Below are 25,948 nucleotides of genomic sequence, written 5' to 3' on the forward strand. Positions count from 1 at the left end.
TCAGCCCAGGTTCTCGCGGTGGTCCCAGGCCCCGTCGGCCGCGGCATCGGCCGCGTCAATCGCCACCACCTCGGGCATGGCCAGCAGCTCCAGGATGCTTTCGCCCTCGCCGGTCAGGCGGCGGTACTCGCCGATGCTCATCAGCACATGGGTGGGCTGGCCGCGGTCGGTGATCAGCACCGGCTCGACCTGGGCGGCCCGCTTGGCCAGGCTGACGTCCCGGTTGAACTCGCGGCTGGTGAGGAGCTTCATGGCGAGAAGAATGTACCTACGTACCTTCAATCGCGCAATTGGGATGTAGGTACCTAGGCTCGGATCGGTTCGACCCAATGGACACCAGAAACCCGGCTGGCAAAGTGTTCTACGCGGTGAATGCGCTTTCACCAAAAGAGGCAGACAACGTTGTACATGCCGACCCTCGGTGCGGTGCAACGACAAAGAACATCAACAGGAACACCCATGGAATTCGACCTTCTTGCCATCCTGGGCGACGTCTTCGCCAAGCATGGCCCCGCGGCGGCGGCCGCCGCCAAGACCTATGCGCCGGGCGACTTCAGCGTCCACTTCTTCCTGCAGCTCGGGCTGATCATGCTGGCCTGCCGCGTGGTGGGCTGGGCCGGCCGCAAGTTCCTCGGCCAGCCCCAGGTCGTCGGCGAAATGATCGCGGGCGTCATCCTCGGCCCGTCGCTGCTGGGCCTGTTCTTCCCCGACGTGCAGGCGGCCATCTTCCCCAAGGAGATGCGCAGCGTGCTGTATTCCGGCGCCCAGCTCGGCGTGGGCCTGTACATGTTCCTGGTCGGCACAACGCTGCGCCTGGACCACTTCGCCACCAAGGCCAGGAGCGCCATCGGCGTGTCGGTGTCCGGCATCGCCGCGCCCTTCTTCATCGCCTTCCTGATCACGCCCATCCTGCTGACCATTCCGGGCCTGTTCGCCGAAGGCATCTCGACCACGAATGCCACGCTCTTCATGGGAGCCTGCATCGCACTGACCGCCTTCCCGATGCTGGCGCGCATCATCAATGAGCAGGGCCTGGCCAACACTTCGCTCGGCACCCTGACGCTGACGGCCGGCGCCTTCGACGATGCCGCCTCCTGGTGCGTGCTGGCCCTGGTACTGGCAGCCTTTGGTGCAGGCCCCGGCGTAGCCGTGCTGGCCATCGGTGGCGGCGTGCTGTGGGCGGCCTTCGTCATGCTGTTCGGCCGCAAGCTGCTGGCTCCGCTGGGCCGCAGGGTCGAGCGCGACGGCCACATGAGCAACACGGTGCTGGGCATCACGCTGATCGCGTTCTGCACCTCGGCCTTCATCATGGACGCCGTCGGCATCCACGCCATCTTCGGCGGCTTCATCCTCGGCGCCGTCATGCCGCGCGGCCTGTTCGCCGCCGAGCTGAAGAAGAAGGTCGAGCCGCTCACGGTCCTCCTGCTGCTGCCGATGTTCTTTACCTACTCGGGCCTGAACACGCGCCTGGACATGATCAATTCGGTTGAACTGCTGCTGATCGCTGCCGGTGTGCTGGTGGCGTCGGTGCTGGCGAAGTTCGGTGCCTGCTATCTGGCGGCCCGCATGGCCGGGGAGGACAACCGCACGGCCCTGGGCATCGGCGCGCTGATGAACTCGCGCGGCCTGATGGAGCTCATCATCATCAACATCGGCCTGCAGAAGGGCATCATCGGTCCGGCCCTGTTCTCCATGCTGGTGCTGATGGCCGTGGTGACCACCATGATGGCCACGCCGCTGTTCGAGATCTTCTATGGCCGCAAGGCGCGCGCCTCGGGCGAGCTGGAGGCCGTCCCGGGCAGCACCGCCGCCCATCCCGCCTGATCCTTGATCTCCACGCCGCCGCTTTGAGGTGTCGGCGGCGTTTGCAGGGGGCGTGGCCGCAGGCCTGCCCCTGTTTTTTTGCCGCGGTCCGGCGTGATCCTTGCTAGATCTCCGGAACCTGCCCAGGACTTGCAATTCCATGAGCGAACAAGCTTTCGGCGTCGTGGCGCGTCCCTCCGAGCCGGCGCCCACCGCCCATCAACCCAGCCAGGCGCCGAGCTACGGCCTGCGCACGGGCATCGTCGCCTGCGCCGGCGTCTTCACCATCATCGGGGTATTGGCCCTGGGCACCTACAACCTGGGCTGGCTGCTGCTGCTGGGCTCCTTCGGCTCCACGGCGGTGATGATGTTCACCTTCCCGGAGCTGCATTTCTCCCAGCCGCGCAGCGTCATCGGCGGCCATTTCATCTGCACGGCGGTGGGCCTGGCGGCGCTGGCGCTGCTCGGCCCAAGCTGGTGGTCGCTCGCCACGGCGGCCGCGGTGTCGGCGGCCTTGATGATGCTGACGCGCTGCATGCACCCGCCCGCCGGCTCCAACCCCATCATCGTCTTCCTGGCCGCACCCCACTGGGGCTTCCTGTTCTTCCCGACGCTGGCCGGCGCGATCACGATGGTGGTGGTCGCGGTGATCTACCACCGGGCCACGCGGCGGGTCTATCCGACGTACTGGTACTAGCGGCTGGCCAGCGGCCGCACGTGCTCGACGAGGGCAACCAGGAAGCGCCCCGGCTCCTCATGCGGCGCCAGATGGGCCGAGTGCTCGAACCAGACCAGCTTCTTGGCGGGCGCCTTCAGCTGGGTCAGCCAGGGCTCGATGACCGAGGCCGGCGTCGTCAGGTCATGGCGGCCCAGGAACATCAAGACCGGGAAGCGCGTCTCGGGGATGCGCCTGTGGTCGGCTCGCTTCATGTCGGGCAGCAGGGCCGGCACCGACAGCTGGCCACCGGCATCGATGGCCAGGCGGTCCTCGAATTCGTAGTAGGGCGACAGCCGCGCGGCGCGGAAATAGAAGTTGGCGTTGTCGCGATAGGCGGCCAGGCCGCCATAGGCCTGCACCCACTTGCGCGCCACATTGACCTTGGCGAAAGGGATGTCGCCCTCGCCCGGATAGGGCGCGATGGCTTCCAGCTCGGCCAGCGCGGTCGCATCCTTGCGCTTGCGCGCCTCCGCCAGCAGGCCTTCGTACTGCGCCTTCTCGTTGGCCTGCAGAGCCAACAAGGGGCCGACACCGACATAGGCGCTGACCCACTCCGGCCTGGCCATGGCCGCGTCCAGGCCGATGACATTGCCCCAGGAATGGCCCAGCAGCACGACGCGCTCCACGCCCAGGCGCTGGCGCACCAGGGCCATCAGCTCGACCAGGTCCTTGGCCATGCGCTCGCGCGTCAGCTCGGCCTTGTTGGCGGCCTCGCCACCGGCACGCAGCGTCTTGGCCGTACCGCGCTGATCCCACTGCACGACGGTGAAGAAGTCCTCCCAGCCACGCTGATAGGGCCAGCTGCGGCCCATCTCGGCGGCACCCGGGCCGCCATGCACATAGATGAGCACGGGGTTGGCCTTGTCGGCGCCGCGGATGGTGATCCACTGCTTGAGCCCGCCCAGCTCGACGGCCTCGCTGACCTCGATGGCGTTGGGCGCGACCAGGCGCTGCTGCTCGGCAATCATGGGCCTCACGGTGGCGTAGGCCGGCTCGGCGGGCGGCGGTGCGACGGGCTCATCCGCGGCGGCGGCCAGACCGGCGACAAACAGCACGACGGCGGGCAGGAATTTCTCGATCATGGCGGCTGGGCGTTGAACGGGCGGGCACCATAGCACTCACGCCAAACCCGTAAGGGCTGACCGGCCTGCGCCGACTGCCACGCCATGCAAAAACTCCTCTGGCTCCTGCTCCCCGCCCTGCTTTGCGCCTGCGCCACCGGCATCACGTTGCCGCGCGAGCAGGCCTGGGTCGACGGCCGGCGCGTCGAGTACGTGACGACGGACATCTCCGACGGCGCGATGGCCGCCCAGGCCGGCATCAACCATGTGCCGCGCCTGGCCGGCGCCGTCGGTGTCGGCAGCGCCTCGCTGACCGAGCGCGTCTACAAGTTCGCCGACGGCGCGCAGATCAGCGTCTTCGCCTCCGGGCCGGCGGCCGTGGGCGCGGCGCGGCCGGATCCGAACTACAGCCCGCTGTGGCGGCTTGTGCTGGTGCGCTGGAAGCCTGGCAAACCGGCGCGCGAGCTGCGCTCGGAAGAGGCCTTGCTGGCGGCTCAGGCCTCGGGCGAAGTCGAGTTCGACGTGACCGGCATCGTCGTCAACTGCCCCATCACGCGCGGCGTGGACGGCGTCGCCTTGCGCGGCGTGCGCTGAATGCCGACCAGCAGGGCCAGGCCCGGCACGCGGCGCAGCACGAGGTAGGCCGCGCCGCTGACGATGGCGGTCAGTGCGATCAGCAGCACCGCTTCCACCCCCCAGGGCAGGGCCAGCGGCTTCAGCCATTGGCTCAGCACGACGATGACGCTCTGGTGCAGGATGTAGAGGCAGAACACCGCCTTGCTCGCCTCGCGCAGCCACGGCGACTCGCGGGTGAAGGCGCGCTGGGACCAGCCGGCCGCGGCGACGATAGCAAACCAGGTAAGGGAGCCGCGCAGCGTGCGAGCGGCGGCAAGCAGCCCGTCGACGTCCTTCAACTCGTCATAGTGGCTATTGAAGACCAGCAGCACGGCCCAGCCTGCCAGCGAGACGCCGAGCGCCACCCAGCGTAGCCGCAGCGCCGCAGCCCAGAAGCCTTGGGCCAGCGGCGTGCGGCTGGCCCAGCCGATGGCGAACAGCCAGCCGTATTGCAGATGGTTGTAGAGGTCGTGCACCAGGTCGTGCTCGATGGGGAAGAGCGGCTTGATGAAGATGCGCATCAGCGCCAGCGGCACCGCGGGCAGCAGCAGCCAGGCCCAGGCCGGCAGCTTCAGTTCGCGGGAAGTGCTGGCGAAGCGCGCCACCAGCGCGCCGAGCGCCGCATACAGCCACAGATAGGGCAGGAACCACAGATGGTTCCAGGTCGGCATGACCATGCAGTCATTGCCGCGGCAGGCCTTGCCGGCCGTCAGGTAAAAGCGCCAGAAGTCCAGGTAGCCGCCGTCGCCCGGCAGCACGTCGGGCGCCTTGGTCGCCACCTCGAAGTAGGCCTGCGGCGTGACGATGACGACCATGCCGAAGATCAGCGGCAGCAGCAGGCGCAGCGAACGGTCCTTCAACGTGCCGAGTGCGCCGCGCTTGGCGAACAGGCCCTGGCAGGCCGCGCCAGCGATCAGGAAGAGCAGACCCAGCCGCCACGGCGAGCTGAGCTGCATGAAGGGCTCGAGGGCGCTGCTGGCGGCCGGGCTCTTCACATGCCAGTCCCAGCTCACGTAGTACATGCCGACGTGATAGGGGATGAGCAGCGCGAAGGCGGCGACGCGCAGGCCGTCGAGAAACGGCAGGCGTGAGGGGGTGGAGGTGTTCATGGGCGCCAGCTTCGCGGCGAGCGCCTCGCGCCGCGAGCGGGCTGGGGCGAGTGGTGAGGACTAAGGGGTGAACGAGTCCAGCACGGAGCGATAGCCGCGCGACACGCGCAGGGTTTCCCCGCCGCTCAAGGTCAGCACCGCTTCGCCGCTGGCGAGGCGCTCGATGCGACGCACCTGGGCCAGATTGACCGCATGGCTGCGATGCACGCGCAGGAAGCGCGCCGCCCAGCCGGGGCGGGCCAGCGCATCGGCCAGCGTGGCGCGCTCCAGCAGGCTGCGCGGCGGCAGGTGCAGCTCGATGTAGTTGTCGGCCGCCGAGATCCAGTGCACTTCGGCGAGCTGGATGCGCTCGCCCTCCACCCACCATTCGCCGACGGGCGGCGCCGGCCGCTCCAGCAGCTCGCGCACGCGCACCAGCGCGGCCGCGAGCCGCTCGGCCGTGTAGGGCTTGAGCAGATAGTCCAGGGCGGCCAGCTCGAAGGCCTGCAGCGCGTGCTCGGCATGGGCGGTGGAAAAGATGATGCAGCGCACGCCGGCCTGGCGCAGTGCGGCGGCCAGCTGCACGCCATTGCCACCCGGCATCTCGATGTCGAGCAGGGCCAGGTCGGGTGGCGCTGGCAGCGCGCCCACCAGGGCCAAGGCGGCTGGCGCATCCGGCGCCTCCAGCAGCTCGGCCACGTCCACCTCGGTCGCGAGCAGGCGGCGCAGCTTGGCGCGCGCGGCGGGCTCGTCGTCGACGATCAGCACGCGCATGGCAGCTCCAGGTTCAAGACCATGCCTTGACCACTCGGCCCGAATTCGACATGGGCGGCATCGCCATAGCGCGCGGCCAGCCGCTCGCGCAGATTGCGCAGGCCGAAGCCGCCATCGGGGTCGGGCGGCGACTCGGGCACCGGTGTATCGCCCTGATTGCTGACCTGGAGCTTCAGCCGTTCGCCCACACGCTCGGCCCGCACGCTGACAGTCACACGGCCGCGATGGCGCGCCACGTCATGCTTGACCGCGTTCTCGACCGGCGCCAGCAGCAGCAGGGCGGGCAGGCGGCAGGCCTGCGCTGCCTCATCGGCTTGAATCTCGACGACCAGCCGCTGCGGCCCGAAGCGCGCCTGCATCAGCGCCAGGAAGGGCTGCACCAGGGCCAGCTCCTCGCGCACCGTGTGCTCGGAGCGCTGCTGAGCGGCCAGGGTCTGGCGCAGCAGGTCGGCCAGCTGGCAGAGCAGCCGGTCGGCGCGCGCCACGTCCTCGTACATGACCGAACTGATGAGGTTCAGCGTGTTGAACAGGAAATGGGGTTGGACCTGGTCGGCCAGACGGGCCAGGCGCACCTCGGCCAGCTCGCGGCGGGCGCGGTCCAGCTCCTGGGTGCGCGCGGCGGCGGCCTGGGCCATCCAGACGCCGCGCGAGATCAGGCAGAAGCTCAGATAGCTGACCGCGTCCTTGCCGCCTTCGTAGACCAGCACCGTGCCCAGGTCGTCCGGGTGGTAGCCCACGCCCGCGAGGCCGTAGACCGCGAAGCGCAGGCCGAACATGCCGGCAATGTGCAGCAGGCTGAACAGCGGCATGGCGATCGCATGAGCCGCCAACTGCCGCGGCCAGGGCCGCCCCTGCAGACGGCCCACCAGGGCATGCACGCCGAGGGCCAGCGTGCCGATGACGACGACCGAGCTGAACTCCCAGAGGAAGGGCTCCCAGGGGCGTGTGCCGCCCGAGAGCCGGTAGGACTGCAGCGCCGAGATGCTGAGCAGCAGGCCGATGATGCCCAGCACGGCGAAATAGGGAAGGCGCCAGCGGCGCGGCAGCAGGGACATGGGCCGCAGCGTAGCGGGCTTTGCATCCGCCACCGCCGCGATCCGCCCCGGCAGGACCGCGTTTCGCCCCTTCGCCTCAGGGCTTGGGCACGTCGTAGGTGGCGGCGATGCTCACGCCGCTGTAGCTGGCGCGCGAGTCCTTGGAGCCGAGCACGACGTAGTACCAATCGGTGGAGCTGGGCTGGGCCAGGCTGACGCTCTGCGCCGTGCCGGGCTGAGCGGAGCGGGCCAGGTACTGGCTCGCGGTGGGCCAGCGGCCGTAGTCCACCGACAGGCTCAGGTCACCGCTGCCGCCGCTGCTGAAGATGCGCACATTGCTCGCTCCCGCCGGCAGGCGCAGGTAGAGGTAGTTGACCGTGGCCGCGGGCAGGAAGACCGAGCAGTTGCGGCCGAGGTAAGGCGTGTACTTGTCGGCGCAGGCGGGCAGGGCCGGCTCGGTGGGCAGCGGGGGCTGGCCGGCCGTGGTGGCGCTGGCCACCCAGTTGGCGAACTCGGCGTCGTAGCGCGTGCCGATGGCCTGCATGCGCGCCTGGTAGCCGGCGTAGTCGCCCTGGCGGAACAGGGCGAGGTTGGCGTCCACGTCGCTGCGGTGGCGCTCGACCATGAAGCGCGTGGCCATATAGCCCCAGCGGTAGGCGCGGTTGACGTAGTCGGCCATGCCGTAGGTGTTGCCGAAGATGTCGCTGAGCCTGTACTGCGCCGAGCGCGCCGCGTCGATGGCCGCCTGGTTGTTGTTGCCCAGCGAGAGGTACTCGGCAATGCCTTCTATCCACCAGACCGTGGGCTTGGACGTGCCCAGGGTGAAGTCGCCGGCCATGTCGAAGCGGCCGTCGATGTAATGGATGTACTCGTGCTTGAGGTTCCAGATCTGGAAGTCGGGCAGCCAGGTGGCCTTGTAGGCGACGAAGCGGGCCTGGTTGGCCGCATCGGCGGGGTTGCCTTCGAGGTACATGCCGCCGTTGTCGGTGTTGATGCCGTAGATCAGCGAGGCGTACTTCTGGTAGTTCGCGTAGTCGTCGAACACGACCACCTCCAGCGCGCCGTTGTTGTCGTTGGCGACAGGCTTGCGTTGCGTCTTCAGCATGGTGTGCGCATAGGCCTCCTCGGTGGCGAGCTGGCTGCAGGTGTCGCTGAACTGCGTGGCGCTGAGCGACTGGGCGCGCACGCGCAGCGTGCCGCTGCAGCTCTGCGAGAACTTCAGCACCGCATCGGCCAGCGTCGTCTTGTAGTTGCAGGTGCCATAGCTGGCGCAGTTGGCGTTGTCGTAGTAGCTGACGGCCTCGGCCGCGGCGGCCCACAAGGAGACGCTGTTGTCACCCGGCCGGCTGTTGGCCAGCGTGTCGCGGATCTCCTGGCTGACCGTGGGCAGCAGGGCCGGGTACTGGCCGTAGCGCAGGGCTTCGCGCAAGGCGTCATTGAGCTGGTAATCATTGGCCGTGCCCAGCAGGGCGGCACGGTTGCCGCGCACGAAGCCGTACAGGGCCTGGGTGTAGCTCGGATCGTTCTGCAGCGCGGCGGCCGCGCCGTCGCGCCAGTGCACGTAGTACATGACGGTCAGCGCGCCGGTGAAGCCGGCGGCCACGGTGCGATCGCTCAGCGCCTGCACGGCGCTCGGGTTGGCGGGCGTGTTGGTGAAGCGCGTGACCAGGCTGCGCAGGCGCGGCATGTAGTACAGCTCGTCGTTCTGGTTGGTGAGCAGCGTCATCACCTCGCCGGCCGTCGTGTAGCCCGGGGTGTTGGCGCGCATCAGCCAGCCGTTGTCGAGCAAGCCGCCGATGGCGCTGCGCGTGACGTCGCGCACCGCGGCAGGCAGTGTGGGGCCGTTGCCGCCGCTGGCCACGTAATAGCCGGCACGCAGATAGAGCGTCAGGTTGACGAGGCGGATGTTGGTGGCGTCGTAGCTGGCGGCTTCCTGCGCGAAGCGCTGCGCCACGGCCGTGGCGTTGGCGGCGCTGAACACGCTGGCTGCGCGCGTGCCGCCGAGCGAGAACAGGCCGTAGTGGCAGTCGAAGGCCGGCAGATTGGCGATGTAGTCGGCCAGCGCGCTGCCCTGCAGGCCGGCCAGCACGCTCATGTCCTCGCAGGGCCGCGCGGCCAGCGCCTTCACACGGCCGGCGACGGGCTTGACGGTGTCGCGCGGCGCCGTCTGCAGCCGGTACTGCGCCTGCTCGGGCGAGGGTGGCAGGGCGCTGCGCTGGCTGGGGCGCGGCGCCTGCTGCTGCGGGTCGTCGTGGGCCTGGGCCAGCGTGGCCAGGGCGCCCAGCGCCAGGCTCGTGGCCAGGCGGTGCAATGTCCTCATGGGTGTCTCCTTTGTTGAGCCGTCGCCGCTGATGAGGCGATGCGGCAGCGGCGCACCGTACGTGCGGCCAGGAGCCTCGTCTTGTGCGGATTCGCTGCGATCGGCGAGGTGAAAGGCCCTGCGCGGGCGCGGCTTCAAGCTCAGCTTCCCTGGGCACGGCGCGGGTTGTCCCGGGCCGGGTTGGCCCCAGGCGCGCCGCCAGCGGCGCGGATACAAGGCGTCACGCCTGGGCCGCGGCCTCGGGGTGGATGTCGCGCACCCAGCGGCGAAAGGCCAGCGGTGTGAGGCCGGTCAGCGCGCGGAACTGCTTGGTCAGCGCGCTCTGGTCGCAGAAGCCGCAGTCCAGCGCAACGTCGCTGATGCGGCGGTCGCTGGCCTGCAGCAGCCGCGCCGCGGCGTCGATGCGCAGCTTGGTGAGGTACTGGCTGGGGCTCAGGCGGAAGATCTTCTTCATGCGCCGCTCGAACTGCGCGACGTTCAGGCCCGCATGGTCGGCCAGCATCTCGACGCCCAGCGGCTCGGCATGCCGCGCCAGCATCAGGTCCACGACAGCGGCCATGCGCGCGTCGACCATGCCGGAGCGGCTGGGCTCCTCCAGGTCACGCGACAGGCAGGCCAGGCCGATGATGCGGCCCACCCGGTCGTGCAGCGGCAGCTTGGTGCTGAGGCACCAGCCGGGCTCGCGGTTGGTGAACAGCGTCAGGTCGAGGTTGTCGAGCACGGGCTCGCCGGTGCGAAACAGCTGCTCGTCCTGCGCCGTATAGCGCTCGGCCATATGGGCCGGGAACAGCTGCCGCGCGGTGCGGCCGATGGCGTCGCCCCGGTGCACCAGGCCGCAGCGCTCGGCGCAGGCCTGGGAGATCGACACATAGCGGCCGCTGCGGTCCTTGATGGAGAAGACCATGTCGGGCTGACGGTCGAACAGGCCCTCCACCCAGGGCAGCGGCTGGGCCAGCTCGCGCAGGAACTGCTGGCGCCAATGCGCAACGCTGGGCTCGGACAGGGACGCGTCAGGGCAGGTCAAGGGGCGGCACGGCAATGAGGGCGCGCAGTGTGGCGCGGCGCCTTGTCCCCAGCCAGCCCCCGTCCGGGCGACGCATCAATCCGTATTGCGCGGCGGCCGCAGTTTGCCGCATCCACCCTAGACTCGCGGTTCGACTGGCGGAAGGTCAGACCGTGCTGGACATGCTGCAGCTTCGCACCATCAGCGGCGTCACCGGGGTGATGGGCTGCCTGATGGCGCTGGTCATGTTCTTCCAGCGCCGCAGCTATCCGCCGTCCATCCACGGCCTGGGCCATTGGGCCGCCGCGCCGCTGGTGGCCTTTGCGTCGGCCGTGCTGTTCACCTTGCGCGGCAAGCTGCCGGATCTGCTGTCGCTGGGCCTGGCGAATGCGCTGATGTTCGCCGGCGCCGTGCTGTTCGTGGCCGGCAGCTACCGCTTCTTCGAACGGCCGCTGTCGGCGCGCGCCGGGCTGCTGCTGGGCCTGACCGGGCTGGCCATCATCGCCTTCATGCATTTCTTCACCGGGCCCTACGGCTATCGGGTGCTGTTCATGGGCCTGCTGCTGGGCGGCGTGGGCGTCTGGCATGCGCGCCTCATCTGGAGCCAGCCGGTGCAGAGCTTCGCGACCCGCTTCACCGGCGTCGTGCTGCTGCTGAGCAGCATCATCATCCTGGCCCGTGCGGTCACGGCCCCCTTCATGGCACCGCAGGAGGGCCTGTTCACGCCCTCGCCCATGCAGGTCGTCTATCTGCTCGGACTGGCCTTCGGCACGCTGCTGACCAGCATAGGCACGGTGCTGATGGCCGCCGAGCATCTGCGCCAGGAACTGGAGCGGCTGATCACGCACGACAGCCTGACCGGTGCCCTGACGCGCCGCGCGCTGTTCACCACCGGCGAGGCAGAACTGTCGCGCGCGCGGCGCCAAGGCCGCCCACTGTCGGTGCTGATGCTGGACCTGGATCATTTCAAGCAGATCAACGACGAGCACGGCCATCTGGTAGGCGATCGCGTGCTGGCGGACTTCGTCGAGCGCGCCCACGCGGTGCTGCGCCGCCCGGCCGTGCTGGGCCGCTACGGCGGCGAGGAATTCGTCGCCCTGCTGCCCGACACCGATGCCGAGCAAGCGCTCGCAGTGGCCGAGCGCCTGCGCGCCAGCCCGGCCGCCGACGCGGCCCTGCCCCGCTGCCACGTCAGCATCGGCGTGGCCACGGCGCAATTCGAGGACACGTTGGACAGCCTGATCAACCGCGCCGATGCAGGGCTCTATCAGGCCAAGGCCCGGGGCCGCAACCAGGTGGTGCAACGGCTCGCGGCGTCCTAGTCGCGCGGCTTCTGGTCGCCCGCCCCTTGGGCGCCCCCCTTCACCATGCCGCCGCGGCGGTCGGCGTCCAGGCCGGGCGTGGCGCGCAGATCCGTGTCGACCTGGCCCTCCTTGAGATCGCGCGCGGCGCGATGCACCTGCGGGTCCGGCTCCGGGTTGGTCGCCGTGTTCTGCTGATCACGCTCATGCGGCAACGAGGGCTTGCCCTCGGGCCGGGCGGCGTCGGGGTTGACGGTCTTGCTCATCGCTTGGCGTGGCTCTTGCCAGCCTTCTCGGCGTCGCGCATCTCGCGGGCCTCGTCGATGTCGTGCGGCGCGGCCTTGCGGGCGGCGGGTTCGACGGCGCCACTCTTCACGAACTGCTCGGTGGACTCGCGGTGGCGGCGGGCGGCGGCGTAGTTGCCCTCGCCTTGCAGGCCGTCGCCGGGGATGGGGGTCTTGGCGGTGGATTTCATGGCGCGCTCCAGGATCGGACGGGATGAAGACAACTTTCGTCGCTGCCTCACGCGGGCGCGGTCGTCCATGCCTCCATTGACGTGTCGGCCCACACCGACAGGGTGGGCGCGGCGGCGCGCCGTCCTACAAATCGCGCCGTCGGCGTCCGGGCCGCGAACGCGCAGGCGGGACAGAGCATGGGGCGTCATGTCCCATGCCCTGTCCTCCCCCCTGCCTCCGTCCGACACCGCCGGCGCGGGGCAATCGCGTTGGGAGGGCGAAGGCCAACAGTGGCGTCTCGTGCTGTGCGGCGATCCGGCCGCCGTCGACCTGCCCAAGCCGCCGACCCAACTGCCGGTGGCCGAAGGAACGCGGCTCAGCTTTGACAGCTCCGCCCTGTCGCACTGGCAGCCACCGCTGGCCGGCGCGCTGTGGCAGCTGTTGGCACCGCTGGCGCGCGGCGGCGTGCAGCTCGACTTCGAAGGACTGCCGCGCGGTCTGCAGCCGCTGCTCAAGCTCAGCCTGCCGCAAGGCGAGGTGCACAAGAAGAGCAAGGCCGACGCTGACGAAGACGCCCCGGAACCCGAATGGCGCAAGACCCTGATCTTCATCGGCGACACGCTGGCCGCCGTCGGGCGGCTGGCGCGCGGCCGCAGCGCGATGCGGCTGAGCGACTGGCTGTGGCAGATCGAGCAGACCGGCCCGCGCAGCCTGCCCATCGTGCTGCTGGTCAGCTCCCTGGTCGGGCTCATCGTGGCCTATATGGGCGCCGAGCAGTTGCAGCGCTTCGGCGCCCAGAGCTTCATCGCCAACCTCGTCACCATCGGCGTCGTGCGCGAGATCGCGGCCCTGGTCGTCGGCATCGTGCTGGCCGGGCGCGTGGGCGCGGCCTTCGCGGCCCAGATCGGCAGCATGCGTGCCGGCGAGGAGATCGACGCGTTGACGACGCTGGGCGTGAACCCGGTCGAGCACCTGGTGCTGCCACGCATGCTGGCCCTGCTCGTCACCGGCCCGCTGCTGACGCTGTGCGCCGGTATCGCCGGCCTCGCCGTGGGCTGCGCCGTGGCCGTCGGCCTCTACGACGTGCCCGCCATGGCCTATCTGACGACGACGCGCAACGCGCTGGAGGGCTGGGACCTGTTCGTCGGCCTGCTCAAGGGCAGCGTGTATGCGATGCTGGTCGCCCTGGCCGGCTGCCGCCAGGGCCTGAACGCCGGGCGCAGCGCCCAGGCGGTCGGCGAGGCGACGACGGCGGCCGTCGTGCAGGCCATTGTCTGGATGGTGGTTGCCGCGTCGGCGCTCACGGTGATCTTCCAACGCCTGGGTGTGTGATGGACAAGGGCGAGGTATTGATGCGCGTCGAGAACCTCAGCCTGCATGCCGGCGGCCGCGAGCTGCAGCAGGGCCTGAACTTCGAGGTCAAGGCCGGCGAGGTGCTGGCCATCGTCGGCGCCAGCGGCTGCGGCAAGAGCACGCTGCTGCGCCACATGATCGGCCTGCAGACGCCCAGGACCGGCCGCGTGCTGTGGACGGCCGGCGGCGCCGAGCGCGACGTGCATGGCGACGACCCGCCGCGGCGCGAGATCGGTGTGGCTTTCCAGGCTGGTGCGCTGTGGAGCAGCATGACGGTGGGCGAGAACCTGATGCTGCCGCTGGAGCTCTACACCGAGCACGACGAGGCCGAGCGCGAGCGCCAGGCCCGCTTCAAGCTGGCCCTGGCCGGGCTGGACGACCCCGCCACCTTCGACGCCGAGCCGTCGGCGCTGTCGGGCGGCATGAAGAAGCGTGCAGCAATAGCCCGCGCCCTGATGCTGGATCCGCCGCTGCTGTGCCTGGACGAGCCGTCGGCCGGCCTGGACCCGCTGACCTCGGCACGGCTGGACGACCTCATCAGGAAGCTCAAGGACGAGATGGGCCGGGCCATCGTCCTGGTCACGCATGAGCTGGAGAGCCTGTTCGCCGTGGCCGACCGCCTGCTCTTCCTCGACGTCGAGGCGCACACGGCGACAGCCCTGGGTCCGCCGGCCGAACTGCGCGACCACGGTCCCGACGCGGTCCGCGAGTTCCTGACGCGCGGCCGGCACAACGCCGAGAAGGAGGCCGCGTGAAGCGCCGCCGCGCCAGCCCCCTGGTCATCGGCGCCTTTGTCGTCGGCGCCCTGGCCATCTTCGTTGCCGCCCTCATCCTGCTGCCGGGCCAGCACTGGTTCAAGCAGCCGCAGCGCGTCGTCATGTTCTTCAGCGGCTCCGTGTTCGGCCTGCAGAAGGGCGCGCCGGTCGTGTTCCGCGGCGTGCATGTCGGCGACGTGACCGAGATCCGCGTCTACTACGACAGCAAGACCGACAGCTTCGCCATCCCCGTCGTCGCCGAGCTCGACGACGACGCGGTGCGCAACCTGGATGGGCACCGCTCGCACGGCGACATCGCCCATGCGCTGCCGACGCTGATCGAGCGCGGCCTGACCGCCCAGCTCGGCACGCAAAGCCTGGTGACCGGCCAGCTCTACGTCGACCTGGACATCCGCGCCAAGCCCAAGGGCGTGCTGCATGGCGGCTATCGCGGCGACGCCACCGAGATCCCGACCAGCGCCACCGTCTTCCAGGCGCTGAAGAACCAGCTCGAGAGCGTGGACCTGCGCAAGATCCTCGACGACCTGAGCCAGATCGCCAATTCCGCCCGCACCCTGATCGCGTCGCCCGAGCTGAAGCAGGGCATGCAGGACTTTGCCGCCACGGCCGGCCATGCGCGCAAGCTGGCCGCCCAGCTGGAGGCACGCGCCACGCCTCTGACACGCAGCGCAGAGCACGCCATGGCCAGCGTGGACCGCGCGGGCGACAAGGTATCCCGTGCGGCCGACAAGGTCGGCACAGGTGCGGACACGGTCAACGTGCTGCTCGATCCCAAGGGCCCGCTGGTGCCGGATCTGCAGAAGACGCTGGCCGAGCTGCAGCGCGCCAGCGCCTCGTTGCGCGAAGCGGCCGACGGCGACGGGCCGCTGCTGCAGCAGACCGAGCGCACGATGCGCGACCTGTCGCAGGCGGCGCGAGCCCTGCGCCAGCTCGCCAACACGCTGGACGCGCAGCCCGAGGCGCTGCTGCGCGGCCGCAAGCCCGATCCGAGTCCACCCGCGCCAGCCAGGGAGCCCGCACGATGAAGTCCATCGCCCTTCACCGCCGAGACCTGGTGCTGCTGGCCGCGGCCGCCCTGGCTGGCTGCGCCACGCGCGACACACCGCCGCGACGTCTTTATGGCCTGACCGGCGCGCCGCCGTTGCCACCCGACGCCAAGCCCGGCCAGGACGGCCGCACCTGGGTGCTGAGCCCGCAGATCGCCCTGCCGGAGCTGCTGGACCGCGACGAGATCCTGGTGGCTGAAGGCAGTGCCGGCCTGCGGGCCTGGCCCGAGGCGCGCTGGGCCGAACCCTTGCGCGAGGCCCTGCCGCGCCTGCTGGCCGAGGATCTGGGACGGCTGCGCCAACCCTATCCCGTCGCCCTGGCCTCGGCACCCGACCACGATGCCGAATCGCTGCGCCTTCTGGTGCAGGTGGATGAATGGCTGGCCCGCCCCGACGGCGCCGGTCTGAGGTTGACGCTGCGCGCACGCTGGCGCTGGACGCCTCTGCATGCGCCAGCCGGCACGGCCCTGCCGGCAGCGGGATCCGCGGAGCTGATGCTGCCCTGCGTGGCGCAGGCCGACGCTCTGGCCGACGCCCACCGGCGCAGCATCGTGCAGCTGGCTGCGCGCATCGTCTCAGCCTCGTGAACTGCGACACGCCGTCGCCTGGACGGCTTCAGGCAGACCCTGAGGAAAGGGCCGCGAAGGCGCTGGAACAATCGCCGCCGCAGGGGCGGCTGCCTCGCTGACAAAAAAATCGCGCCCGGGCCGCCCGAGGGCGCCAAGGGAGTGAGTGATGTTGAGTGGCTTGAGGTCCTGGATCTTTCTGCTGGCGCTGCTGATCGGCGGGCCCTATGTGATGTTCAGTGGCGCCAGCGATGCGCGCGACATCAAGCGCCTGCAGGCCAATGGCCGCGAGACCATGGCCGTCGTGGAAAGCATTGAATGGCGCAAGAAGCGCAGCGGCTCGGAGAGCGGCTTCCGCGGCCATATCGTCTTCAAGACGGAGGCCGGCAACCTGGTCAATGCCGAGATCGGCCTGCCCCAGCAGCAGGGCCAGGCCATGAAGGACGGCAAGGCCGACCCCGTGGTCAAGGTGCGTTATCTGCCCAATGAACCCAATGTCGTGCGCCTGGCCGACATGCAGGACAACACCAGCGAAACACGCTGGATCGGCGCCGTCATGTTCCTCATCGGCCTGGCCCTGCTGATCTGGCGCTGGCGCAAGAGCTCGGCCGGACCGGCGACCGCAGCGGCCTGATGAAAGAGGGCCGGCGGCGCCGGCCCTGCATCACTGCGCTGCGGTGAGCCGTGCGGCGAAGGCCTTGTGCACGCCAAGCAGGGCTGCGGCGCGCTGCGTCTGCACTTGGATCAACGCATCCGCTGCCGCCAGGCGATCCTGCTCGGCCGTGAGCAGGGCATAGAAGTCGGTCACGCCGGCATCAAAGCGCTTCAGGGCCAGTTCGCGGGCGCGCACCGTTGCCTCTGCGGCCGTGGCCTGGGCCGTGGCCTGCAGCTCGGTTTCGCGCAGCGTCGACAGGCTGCCCTGGGCATCCTGCAGGGCCGTCAGCTGGGCCTGCTCCGCATTCGCGACCGCTGCTTCATAACCGGCGCGGGCCGCGCTTTCCTCGGCCTTGCGGGCGCCGAAGTCCAGGAAGTTCCAGTTCAGCGCGGCAGCAATGCTGTGGATCTGCGTGCCGCTCTTGAACAGGTCACCGGCACTCCCGGCGCTCCAGCCGATCTGGCCGGTCAGGCCGATGCTCGGCCAGCGCGCGGCCCAGGCGACATGGGCGCGCGAGGCGGCGGCCTGGGCGCGCGCGGCGGCGGCCTTCACATCGGGACGTTGCGCGAGCAGGCCGGCCGGGTCGGGCAGCGTGCCCAGGCTGACGAGGCGAGGCTCGGGCATGGCCGGCAGCGGGTCGCTGTCGGCCTTGTCGCAATCGGCCGGCGCTTGGCCGCGCAGCACGTCGAGCTGCAGCCGCGTGAGACAGGCGGCGTTGCGCAGCGCGGGCACGCTGGCCGAGGTCTGGGCCACCAGCGCTTCGGCGCGGGCCTGGTCCAGGGCGGTGCCGCGGCCGGCGCCGACGCGGGCCTTGACGAGGTCGAGCAGCTGGTTCTGCACGACCAGGGTCTCCTTGGCCAGCTTGAGGCGATGGCCGAGGCCGATGAGCTGGGTCTGCAGGTTCAGCGCCGTGCCGGCCAGGCTGAGCTGGGCCGCATCGCGGTCCAGCGCCGCTCCTTCGGCGTCACGGCTGGCGGCCTGGGCATTGGCCGCGGCGCGCCCCCACAGGTCGACCTCCCAACCCGCCGTCGCATTGACGCCGTAGCTGGTGAAGTTGCGGAACACGCCCTGGTCGTTGGGCGCGCGCTGGCGGCTGGCGCTGGCGCCCAGGCCGACCGTGGGCAGGCGCTGGGCGCCGGCGGCGGTGGCCAGAGCCTCGGCCTGCTTCAGCCGCGCCGCGGAGGCGCGCAGGTCGCGGTTGTTGGCCAGCACCTCGTCGACGACGCGCTGCAGCTGGGCGCTGTCGACAAAGGCTTGCGTCATCGTCGCGGCGCCGGGGTTGGCTGGCGGCAGTTGCGCGAACTTCTCGGGGGCCAGATTGGCGGGGCCGGACGACAGGCCCGGTGCGGCGCAGCCGACGAGGGCCGCGAGGGCGAGGGGGGTCAAGCGAGCGAGCATGTCAGTGGCCCTCCTTTTCGTCGTCGATGCCGGGATGGAAGGCATGCGCAGAGGCGTCGATCTGGGCCCGCACCGCCGCGGCGTGGGCGCGGCGCTTCTCGGTGCCCTTGCGCAGCAGGCTGTAGAAGACCGGCGTCAGGAAGATGCCGAAGAAGGTCACGCCCAGCATGCCGGCGAACACGGCGATACCCATGGCGCGGCGCATCTCGCTGCCGGCGCCGCTGCCCAGGATCAGCGGGATGACGCCGGCACAGAAGGCGATGGACGTCATCAGGATGGGGCGCAGGCGCAGGCGGCAGGCCTCGGTGACCGCATCAAAGATGGACTTGCCCTGCTCCTCCAGCTCCTTGGCGAACTCGACGATCAGGATGGCGTTCTTGCACGCCAGCCCGACCAGCACGACCAAGGCCACCTGGGTGAAGATGTTCAGGTCCCCCGCCTGCATGAAGGGCGGGAAGTGCGACAGCCAGACGCCGAACAGCGCCGACAGGATGCACATCGGCACGATCAGGATGATGGCCAGCGGCAGGCTCCAGCTCTCGTACTGGGCAGCCAGCACGAGGATGACGAGCAGCACCGAGAAGGCCAGCACCGCGGCCAGCGTCGGGATCTTCACGTTCAGCACCGGCACGTTGACGTCGCGCGTCAGGCGGTCCTGGTAGCTGAGCTCGGTGAATTCATAGCCAAAGCCGCGCGGCAGGGTCTTCAACAGCTGTTCGATCTCGGCCTCGGCCTGGCCCGACGAGAAGCCGGGCTTGGGCGCGCCATTGATGTCGGCCGACGGGAAGCCGTTGTAGCGCGTCACGCGGGTCGGGCCGAAAGTGGGCTCGACGCTCATCAGCGAGCCCAGCGGCACCATCTCGCCGGCGTCGTTGCGGGTCTTCAGCTGCGTGATGTCCTCGGCCTTGGCGCGGAAGGGCGCGTCGGCCTGCACGATGACCTGGTAGGTCTTGCCGAACTTGGTGAAGTCGTTGACGTAGAGGGACCCGAGGTTGATCTGCAGCGTGTCGTAGATGGAGGCCAGCGGCACGCCCATCTGCTTGGCCTTGGTGCGGTCCACGTTGGCGAACAGCTGGGGCACGTTGATGTCGTAGTTGGAATACGGCGTGCCGATGCTGGTGTTGGGGTTGCCATAGACCTGGCCCAGCGTGGCCCAGACGGCGCCGTACAGGGCCTGCTCACCCTGGCTGCTGCGGTCCTGCACCTGCACCTTGAAGCCGCCGGCAATGCCCAGGCCGTCGACCGGCGGCGGCGGCACGACGAACATGCGCGCGCCCTGGATCTCCTGGATGGCGCCATTGACCTTGCCAAGGATGGCTTCCTTGCTGAGGTCGCGCGAGGTGCGCTTGTCGAAGTCCTCCAGGCCGAAGAAGACGATGCCCTCGTTGGGCGCGGCCGAGAAGCCGGCGCCCGACAGGCCGGGGAAAGCCACCGAGTCCTTGATGCCGGGCACCTTGAGCGCGATCGCGCTCATGCGGCGGATGACTTCCTCGGTGCGGTCCAGGCTGGCGCCGGCCGGCAGCTGTGCGATGCCGATGAGGTATTGCTTGTCCGGCGCGGGCACGAAGCCGCTCGGGATGCGCGACATCAGCAGGGCCGTGGCGCCAAGCAGCAGGGCATAGACGATGAGGGCCACCGACTTGCGCTTCAGGATGCCGGTGACGCCGCGGCCATAGTCTTCGGAGCGGCGGTGGAAGAAGCGGTTGAACCAGTGGAAGAAGCGGCCGAAGACCTTGTCCATGCCGCGCATCAGCGCGTCCTTGGGCGCGTCATGCGGGCGCAGCAGGATGGCGGCCAGGGCTGGCGACAGGGTCAGCGAGTTGAAGGCCGAGATCACCGTCGAGATGGCGATGGTGACGGCGAACTGCTTGTAGAACTGGCCCGACAGGCCCGGCACCAGGGTCAGCGGAATAAAGACCGCGCACAGCACCAGGGCGATGGCGATGATGGGGCCCGAGACCTCCTGCATGGCCTTGACCGTCGCCGCATGCGGCGTGAGACCGTCCTGGATGTTGCGCTCGACGTTCTCCACCACCACGATGGCGTCGTCCACCACGATGCCGATGGCCAGCACGAGGCCGAACAGCGTCAGCGTGTTGATGGAGAAGCCCAGCAGCAGCAGCACGGCGAAGGTGCCGACGATGGACACCGGCACGGCCACCAGCGGGATGATGGAGGCGCGCCAGGTCTGCAGGAAGATGATGACGACGAGCACCACGAGGCCGACGGCCTCGAACAGCGTGTGCACGACCTTCTCGATGGAGGTCTGCACGAAGCGCGTCGGGTCGTAGACGATGTCGTAGTCCACGCCCTTGGGGAAGCTGGGCTTCAGGCGCTCCATGGTCTTGCGGACGTTGTCGGAGATGGCCAGCGCGTTGGAGCCGGGCGCCTGGAAGACGGCGATGGCCGCGGCCTCCTTGTTGTTCAGCAGGCTGCGCAGCGCATAGGTGTTGGCGCTGATCTCGACGCGGCCGAGATCCTTCACGCGCACCATGGCGCCCGTCCTGGGCTCGCTGCGAACGATGATGTTGCCGAACTCCTCCTCGGTGGCCAGGCGGCCTTGGGCGTTGATGGCGAGCTGGAAGTCCGTGCCCTTGGGGGAGGGCGACGCACCGAGCACGCCGGCGGCCACCTGGGTGTTCTGCTCGCGGATGGCGCCAACGACTTCGCCGGCCGTCAGGTTGCGGGCGGCCAGCTTCTGCGGGTCCAGCCAGATGCGCATGGCGTAGTCGCCGGCGCCGAAGCTCAGCACCGAGCCCATGCCGGGCACGCGCAGCAGGTCGTCACGCACGTTCAGCGTGCCGTAGTTGCGCAGATAGAGAGCGTCGCGCGAGTTGTCCGGGCTGACCAGGTGGACCACCATGGTCAGGTTGGAGGCGGCCTTCTCGGTCGTCACGCCGATCTGGCGCACGATGTCGGGCAGGCGCGGCAGGGCGCGGTTGATGCGGTTCTGCACCGCCGTCTCGGCGGCCTCGGGATGGGTGCCGATCTTGAAGGTGACCGTCAGCGTCATGGCGCCATCGCCGGTGGCCTGGCTGTCGAAATACAGCACGTTCTCGAGGCCGTTGATCTGCTCCTCGAGCGGCGTCGCCACCGTCTCGGCGATGACGCGCGGATTCGCGCCGGGGTACTGGGCGCGCACGACGACCTGGGGCGGCGCGACCTCGGGGTATTCGGAGATCGGCAGCAGCGGGATGGCCAGCGCGCCAATCAGGAAGATGAAGAGGGACAACACGGTCGCGAAGCGCGGCCGGTCGATGAAGAAGCGTGAGATGTCCATGGGGCGTCCGCCTTGGGATTACTTCGAGGCGGCGGAGGCCGGGGCGGGGGCGGGGGCGGGGGCGGCGCCCTGTGCACCCGCAGGCGCAGCAGGAATCGGCATGCCCTTGTCGTCGACCTTCAGCACCTGCGGCGTGACCGGCGCGCCGGGGAAGGCGCGCAGCAGGCCGTCGACGATGACCATCTCGCCTGGCTTCACGCCGTCGACGACACGCATGCCGTCGATCAGTGCACCCGGCGTGACGGGGCGGGGCTGCACGATGTTGTTGGGGCCGACGATGAGGACGATCTTGCGGGTCTGGTCGGTCGAGATCGCGCGGTCGGGCACGACGACGGCGTTGTAGCTGCCGCTGCCGATCAGCTTGATGCGGGCGAACAGGCCCGGCGTGAACAGACCCTGCTTGTTGTCGAACACGGCGCGGCCGCGGATGGAGGCGGTGGCCGGGTTCAGGCGGTTGTCGACGAAGTCCATCTTGCCGGCGTGTGGATAGCCCTGCTCGTTGGACAAGCCCATCTGCACCGGGTTGGCGACGTCACGCGAGGAGGGGCGGCTGCCGTCGCGGGCGGCGCGCATGTACTTCAGATAGGTGGCCTCGCTGGCGTCGAAATAGGCATAGACCTTGTCGCTGGAGACGACGGTCGTCAGCACCGGGTCGCCGACGCCGACAAGATTGCCCGGCGTCACATTGGCACGCGAGGTGCGGCCGCTGACGGGGGCCGTGACGCTGGCGTATTCGACATTCAGCTTGGACTGCACCAGGGCGGCCTCGGCGGCCTTCTGGTTGGCCTCGGCCGAGCGCAGGGCCGAGCGCAGCTGGTCGATCTCCTGCTGGCTGACGGCGTTGATGCTGATCAGCTTCTCGGAGCGGGCCAGGTCGGCCTTGGCGAGCTCGGCCTGGGTCCTGGCGGCAGCGATCTGGGCTTCGACGCGGGCCACGTCAGCCTTGAAGGCGCGGGCGTCGATGGTGAACAGCGGCTCGCCCTTCTTGACCAGCTGGCCTTCCTTGAAGCGCACCGCGTCCACGGTGCCGGCGACACGGGAGCGCACCTCGACGGTGTCCGGCGCCTCCAGGCGGGCGGTGAATTCGTCGAACTCCTGCACCTCACGCTGGGTGGCCGGTGCCACCGACACCGGCGGCGGGCCGCCAGGGCCCCCATGGCCGCCGGCACCATCCGGCTTCTGGCCGCAGGCGGCGAGCAGGGCGATGAGGGCGGGAGACAGGGTCAGCGCCAGATTCTTCTTGGACATGGGGGGCTCCGAATGCAAGCCGGCGACTGTAAGCACATCGCAATGACATCGTTACCCCAAAACCTAAAGCCCGACCAGGCTGCTGACATTCCTTGTCAACAGCACGGAACTGTGAACAAAAAAGCCGCCGGGCATAGGACCGGGCGGCTTTGGCAGTAACGCACGGGTTTCATGACCCCGTGCAGATGACTTCTTAGTGGACGCCGTGCATCTTCTTCTTCATCCAGGGCGTGAGCAGCATCAACACGACGCCGGCGCCGATGGGAATGGCCGTGAAGATCATGAAGAAGATCGACATCGAGTACTGGTTGGAGATCTCGTCGATGTAGGAGCCGGTCACACCGGCCAGCTTGTTGGCGATGGCCGTGTTCAGGAACCAGACGCCGAACATCAGCCCCAGCAGGCGCGCCGGTGCCAGCTTGGAGATATAGGACAGGCCCACCGGCGACAGGCAAAGCTCGCCCATGGTGTGCAGCAGATAAGCCAGGCTCAGATAGATCATGCTGACCTGGGCCGTCTTGGCGCCCGTCGGGATGCCGGCCGAACCATAGGACAGGGCGGCGAAGCCCAGGCCCAGCAGCACCAGGCCGACGCCGAACTTGACCGGGCCGGCCGGGTTCCAGTGCCTCTCCCACATCTTGGAGAACATCGGCGCCAGGATGACGAGGAAGAAGCTGTTCAGCACGCCGAACCAGCTGGCCGGCACCTCGGACTGCTCCAGCGCGAACTCGCGCGCCAGCATCCAGATTACCAGGCCCCAGATGACGGCAAAGGCCAGGCCCAGCAGGGTGTTGGCCAGCAGATAGCGGCTGCCGGTGCTGCGGTTGAGCTTCCACAGCAGCCAGGTCAGGATCAACGCCGGCAGCACCGTCATCAGCGAGTTGACGACCTTGAAGGCGAAGCCGCTGGTGCCGACCAGGGTGCGGTCGGTGTAGTCGGCCGCGAAGATGGTCATCGAGCCGCCGGCCTGCTCGAAGGCGAACCAGAAGAAGATGGTGAAGAAGGAGAAGACGAAGATGGCCTTCAGGCGGTCGGCCACGACATGGGCCGGCGCTTCCTCGGCCGCGGCTGCTGCGGCGACCTTGGCGCGGTCTTCGGCCTTGGGCGGAGCGCCGATGTCGCCGAACAGGTGCTGGCTGAAATAGAACTGCAGCGCGCCCAGGATCATGAACAGGCCCGCCAGGCCAAAGCCCAGGTGCCAGGACACCTTCTCGCCGATATAGCCGCACAGCAGGATGCCGAAGAAGGCACCGGCATTCACGCCCATGTAGAACAGCGTATAGCCGCCGTCACGCGCGTTGTCTTCCTTCGGGCCATAGAGCTGGCCGACGATGGCCGATACATTGGGCTTGAACAGGCCCGTGCCCAGCACGACGAGGCCAAGGCCGATATAGAAGCTCGGCACCGTGTTCAGGAACATTGAGATGTGGCCGGCCGCGATGACGAAGCCGCCGAACAGGACGGCGCGGCGCGTGCCCAGGTAACGGTCCGCCAGATAGCCACCCAGCACCGGCAGCAGATAGGCCATGCCCGTGTACCAGCCGTACAGCGAGGTGGCCTCGGCGCGGGTCCAGCCCCAGCCGCCCTTGGCAGCCTCGGACACGAGGAAGAGCACCAGCAGGCCCCGCATGCCGTAGTAGGAGAAGCGCTCCCACATCTCGGTGAAGAACAGCACGAACAGCTGGTTGGGCTGGCCGAGGATGGCCGCGCCGGCTTGCGGGGTCGCCGCTCGGCCGGACGTGGCCGGGTCGGCCACGGGGAAAGTGGTAGTCACGTCAGTCGTTCCAGGTGAACCGGGGATAACCGGAAAGGGGGGCGGTAGCCCACCGCGCAAGCCCGGAATTGTCCGGCCGACAAGGCGTTTTCCACGGCGAGGCGGCCCAGGGTATGCCCTGGGTCGGCTCAGGGCGCTGCGGCGTGGTTCGAGCCCGCGGCGGCGGCCAGCAGGGGTTCGCGCTCCGGCAGGATGTAGACCAGGCTCTTGCCGGTGCCCAGCGTCGGCAGCACGACCTGATCGAAGAATTCAGGGTCGACGACGACGCAGCCCAGCGTGATGCGGCGGTCTTCCAGCCTGGCCGAGGCCAGCCGCTCCGGGCGGCGCTGGCTGGCCGGCGCCGGCCGCAGACGGTGGATGGCAAGGTTGGCTTCGTAGTCGAACCAGACAATACGCTCGCCGTTCAGGTTGCGGCCCGGCTGGGCCTCGAAACGGCCGGCCGGCGTGACGCGCTCGTTGACTTTCAGCGCCAGCGGATCCTTGCCGCGGGCGCTCGTCGGTTCCTGGTCGCCCGGCGTCAGGCCGAGCAGGACCGGCGCACGGCCGACCAGGCTGCCGTCGGCGGCGTAGATGGACAGCGTCGCCTGGCGCTTGTCGACGATGGCAAAAGGGCGGGCGTCCCCCGCGTCACTCGCGACCGGGCGTGAGATGACCTGCGCGCTCGCGCAAGCGGCCGCAAGAACGCTCCACACCGTGGCCATGCCACAGATGACTGCCCTGGCCCGAACTGCCCAACTGCTGCCCACACGACGCCCCTTGTCCCGGGCGGCGCAACCTTCGCGCCTGCCTTGACCGGCAGTCTAGGAAGCGGGGCTTGTAACCGACAGACAAGGACTTCACGGTTTGGCGTTGTTACCTCGCCGTGAACCCGCCTGCGCCAGCACCTGGGGCGGCGCTGCGGCGGGGAAGAAGGCCACCAGCGGCTGCTTTTCGGGCAGCACATAGACGACGGCACGGCTGTGGCCCAGGTTGGGCAGCACGGTGCGCTCGAAGAATACGACGGGGACGTTGATGCAGCCCCAGCTGATGCGATTGTCCGCCGCCGTCTTGGTGGCCAGGCGCTCCAGGCGGCGCTCCGCGGGGTTGCTGTTGATGACGCGATGCATGGAGACGGCCGCGTCGTAGTCGACCCAGACGACCTCCTTGCCGTCGGCGTTGCGGCCGGGAGCCGAGACGAAGCGGCCGGCAGGCGTCGTGCGCTCCTGTGGCCTGATCTCCTCGATGCTCTTGTTGCCGATGCCGGCAACGGTGGTGTCACCAGACGCATAGCCAAGCAGCACGGGGCTGGTGCCGAGCAGGCGGCCACCGGGGGCGAAGACATAGACCTGGGCGCGGCGCTTGTCGACGATGGCGAAGGCGCTGCTGCCGTTGTCGCCCTCGCGCACGGCCCAGGCGGCGACACGGGTCACGTCCAGCGGCGCGCGGACCTTGCCGAAATCGAGGCGGCGGTCGATGGGCGGCGGCGGCTGGTTCGGCGCGGGCGCCTGGGCGACAGCCACCGGCCGATGGGCGGATGCCACCGCGGGCTTGCGCTTGAAGCTGCCGCCGAAGAAGGTGAAGAAGACGGCCAGGGCCAGGGCAGCGATGAGGCCGCCCTGGCCGAGGCCGATGAGGATGTCACGCCGCCGGGCCGCGGCGGCGAGTTCAGCGCTTGCTCCGAAACGCATGGCAGCTGACGGA

24 protein-coding genes are annotated in these 25,948 nt (G+C 69.3%); 9 read left to right on the forward strand and 15 right to left on the reverse strand.

The genetic code is table 11. The features are described from left to right. Entirely contained in the window at positions 1-252 is a 252-nt protein-coding gene (locus J2X20_RS15865) for a type II toxin-antitoxin system Phd/YefM family antitoxin (protein ID WP_310266491.1), read from the reverse strand. 207 nt (positions 253-459) lie between these two features. On the opposite strand from J2X20_RS15865, the gene J2X20_RS15870 reads away from it, so the two are divergent. Together J2X20_RS15870 and J2X20_RS15875 are read left to right on the forward strand one after the other, a co-directional pair. Continuing rightward, positions 460-1,824: a cation:proton antiporter gene (locus tag J2X20_RS15870; RefSeq protein WP_310266493.1), complete on the forward strand. Its 1,365-nt coding sequence runs from the start codon at positions 460-462 to the stop codon at positions 1,822-1,824. 139 nt (positions 1,825-1,963) lie between these two features. Next, complete coding sequence (locus J2X20_RS15875; RefSeq protein ID WP_310266496.1) at positions 1,964-2,500, forward strand: HPP family protein; 537 nt, start codon at positions 1,964-1,966, stop codon at positions 2,498-2,500. Here the strand turns inward: J2X20_RS15875 and J2X20_RS15880 are convergent. Continuing rightward, positions 2,497-3,603, reverse strand: a complete 1,107-nt coding sequence (locus tag J2X20_RS15880; RefSeq protein ID WP_310266499.1) for an alpha/beta fold hydrolase — start codon at positions 3,601-3,603, stop codon at positions 2,497-2,499. The genes J2X20_RS15875 and J2X20_RS15880 overlap by 4 nt on opposite strands. An 84-nt stretch (positions 3,604-3,687) precedes the next feature. On the opposite strand from J2X20_RS15880, the gene J2X20_RS15885 reads away from it, so the two are divergent. Further along, entirely contained in the window at positions 3,688-4,176 is a 489-nt protein-coding gene (locus J2X20_RS15885) for a DUF7482 domain-containing protein (protein ID WP_310266501.1), read from the forward strand. Here J2X20_RS15885 and J2X20_RS15890 read toward each other — a convergent pair. The 5 genes from J2X20_RS15890 to J2X20_RS15910 all read right to left on the reverse strand — a co-directional run bounded on the left by J2X20_RS15890 (position 4,077) and on the right by J2X20_RS15910 (position 10,437). Further along, positions 4,077-5,306: an acyltransferase family protein gene (locus tag J2X20_RS15890; protein WP_310266505.1), complete on the reverse strand. Its 1,230-nt coding sequence runs from the start codon at positions 5,304-5,306 to the stop codon at positions 4,077-4,079. The genes J2X20_RS15885 and J2X20_RS15890 overlap by 100 nt on opposite strands. A gap of 60 nt (positions 5,307-5,366) precedes the next feature. Further along, positions 5,367-6,059, reverse strand: coding sequence for a LytR/AlgR family response regulator transcription factor (locus J2X20_RS15895; RefSeq protein WP_310266506.1), 693 nt, complete (start codon positions 6,057-6,059; stop codon positions 5,367-5,369). After that, complete coding sequence (locus J2X20_RS15900) at positions 6,047-7,114, reverse strand: sensor histidine kinase (protein WP_310266509.1); 1,068 nt, start codon at positions 7,112-7,114, stop codon at positions 6,047-6,049. The genes J2X20_RS15895 and J2X20_RS15900 overlap by 13 nt, the downstream gene beginning before the upstream one ends. Positions 7,115-7,190: 76 nt before the next feature. Then, positions 7,191-9,413, reverse strand: coding sequence for a M9 family metallopeptidase (locus J2X20_RS15905; RefSeq protein ID WP_310266511.1), 2,223 nt, complete (start codon positions 9,411-9,413; stop codon positions 7,191-7,193). Between the two features lie 220 nt (positions 9,414-9,633). Then, on the reverse strand, positions 9,634-10,437 hold the full coding sequence (locus J2X20_RS15910; RefSeq protein WP_310266513.1) for an AraC family transcriptional regulator: 804 nt from the start codon (positions 10,435-10,437) through the stop codon (positions 9,634-9,636). A 161-nt stretch (positions 10,438-10,598) separates the two neighbouring features. Between J2X20_RS15910 and J2X20_RS15915 the strand changes: the two genes are divergently transcribed. Then, the gene (locus J2X20_RS15915) at positions 10,599-11,738 is read left to right on the forward strand and encodes a GGDEF domain-containing protein (RefSeq protein ID WP_310267857.1); all 1,140 of its coding nucleotides are present in this window, start codon (positions 10,599-10,601) and stop codon (positions 11,736-11,738) included. On the opposite strand, the gene J2X20_RS15920 is transcribed toward J2X20_RS15915, so the two are convergent. Then, positions 11,735-11,983, reverse strand: a complete 249-nt coding sequence (locus J2X20_RS15920; protein WP_310266515.1) for a hypothetical protein — start codon at positions 11,981-11,983, stop codon at positions 11,735-11,737. The two genes, J2X20_RS15915 and J2X20_RS15920, sit on opposite strands and share 4 nt — an antisense overlap. Beyond that, positions 11,980-12,192: a hypothetical protein gene (locus tag J2X20_RS15925; RefSeq protein ID WP_310266517.1), complete on the reverse strand. Its 213-nt coding sequence runs from the start codon at positions 12,190-12,192 to the stop codon at positions 11,980-11,982. Before J2X20_RS15925 ends, J2X20_RS15920 begins: the two co-directional genes overlap by 4 nt. 187 nt (positions 12,193-12,379) lie before the next feature. Between J2X20_RS15925 and J2X20_RS15930 the strand changes: the two genes are divergently transcribed. From J2X20_RS15930 to J2X20_RS15950, 5 genes are all read left to right on the forward strand, one after another. Continuing rightward, the gene (locus J2X20_RS15930; RefSeq protein WP_310266519.1) at positions 12,380-13,504 is read left to right on the forward strand and encodes an MlaE family ABC transporter permease; all 1,125 of its coding nucleotides are present in this window, start codon (positions 12,380-12,382) and stop codon (positions 13,502-13,504) included. After that, a complete protein-coding gene (locus J2X20_RS15935; RefSeq protein WP_310266520.1) occupies positions 13,504-14,280 on the forward strand; it encodes an ABC transporter ATP-binding protein in 777 nt (258 codons plus the stop codon). The genes J2X20_RS15930 and J2X20_RS15935 overlap by 1 nt, the downstream gene beginning before the upstream one ends. Beyond that, on the forward strand, positions 14,277-15,326 hold the full coding sequence (locus tag J2X20_RS15940; RefSeq protein ID WP_310266521.1) for an MlaD family protein: 1,050 nt from the start codon (positions 14,277-14,279) through the stop codon (positions 15,324-15,326). Before J2X20_RS15935 ends, J2X20_RS15940 begins: the two co-directional genes overlap by 4 nt. Then, positions 15,323-15,934 (forward strand): PqiC family protein, encoded by a 612-nt coding sequence (locus J2X20_RS15945; protein ID WP_310266523.1) that lies wholly within the window; start codon positions 15,323-15,325, stop codon positions 15,932-15,934. Before J2X20_RS15940 ends, J2X20_RS15945 begins: the two co-directional genes overlap by 4 nt. Before the next feature lie 148 nt (positions 15,935-16,082). Further along, positions 16,083-16,547 (forward strand): DUF3592 domain-containing protein, encoded by a 465-nt coding sequence (locus J2X20_RS15950; RefSeq protein ID WP_310266524.1) that lies wholly within the window; start codon positions 16,083-16,085, stop codon positions 16,545-16,547. Between the two features lie 30 nt (positions 16,548-16,577). On the opposite strand, the gene J2X20_RS15955 is transcribed toward J2X20_RS15950, so the two are convergent. From J2X20_RS15955 to J2X20_RS15980, 6 genes are all read right to left on the reverse strand, one after another. Next, positions 16,578-17,954: a TolC family protein gene (locus tag J2X20_RS15955; RefSeq protein ID WP_310266525.1), complete on the reverse strand. Its 1,377-nt coding sequence runs from the start codon at positions 17,952-17,954 to the stop codon at positions 16,578-16,580. A 13-nt stretch (positions 17,955-17,967) separates the two neighbouring features. Continuing rightward, positions 17,968-21,246 carry an efflux RND transporter permease subunit gene (locus J2X20_RS15960; RefSeq protein ID WP_310266527.1) on the reverse strand — a complete coding sequence of 1,093 codons (3,279 nt, stop codon included), beginning with the start codon at positions 21,244-21,246 and terminating at the stop codon, positions 17,968-17,970. An 18-nt stretch (positions 21,247-21,264) separates the two neighbouring features. After that, entirely contained in the window at positions 21,265-22,494 is a 1,230-nt protein-coding gene (locus tag J2X20_RS15965) for an efflux RND transporter periplasmic adaptor subunit (RefSeq protein ID WP_310266528.1), read from the reverse strand. Between the two features lie 193 nt (positions 22,495-22,687). Beyond that, positions 22,688-24,268: a peptide MFS transporter gene (locus tag J2X20_RS15970; RefSeq protein ID WP_310266530.1), complete on the reverse strand. Its 1,581-nt coding sequence runs from the start codon at positions 24,266-24,268 to the stop codon at positions 22,688-22,690. Positions 24,269-24,396: 128 nt separating this feature from the next. Next, positions 24,397-24,969, reverse strand: coding sequence for a L,D-transpeptidase (locus J2X20_RS15975; RefSeq protein ID WP_409034167.1), 573 nt, complete (start codon positions 24,967-24,969; stop codon positions 24,397-24,399). A 135-nt stretch (positions 24,970-25,104) separates the two neighbouring features. After that, on the reverse strand, positions 25,105-25,935 hold the full coding sequence (locus J2X20_RS15980; protein ID WP_310266534.1) for a hypothetical protein: 831 nt from the start codon (positions 25,933-25,935) through the stop codon (positions 25,105-25,107). Between the last annotated feature and the right edge of the window lie 13 nt (positions 25,936-25,948).

The sequence above is a fragment of the Roseateles saccharophilus genome (assembly GCF_031458095.1).
Classification (GTDB): domain Bacteria; phylum Pseudomonadota; class Gammaproteobacteria; order Burkholderiales; family Burkholderiaceae_C; genus Pelomonas; species Pelomonas saccharophila_A.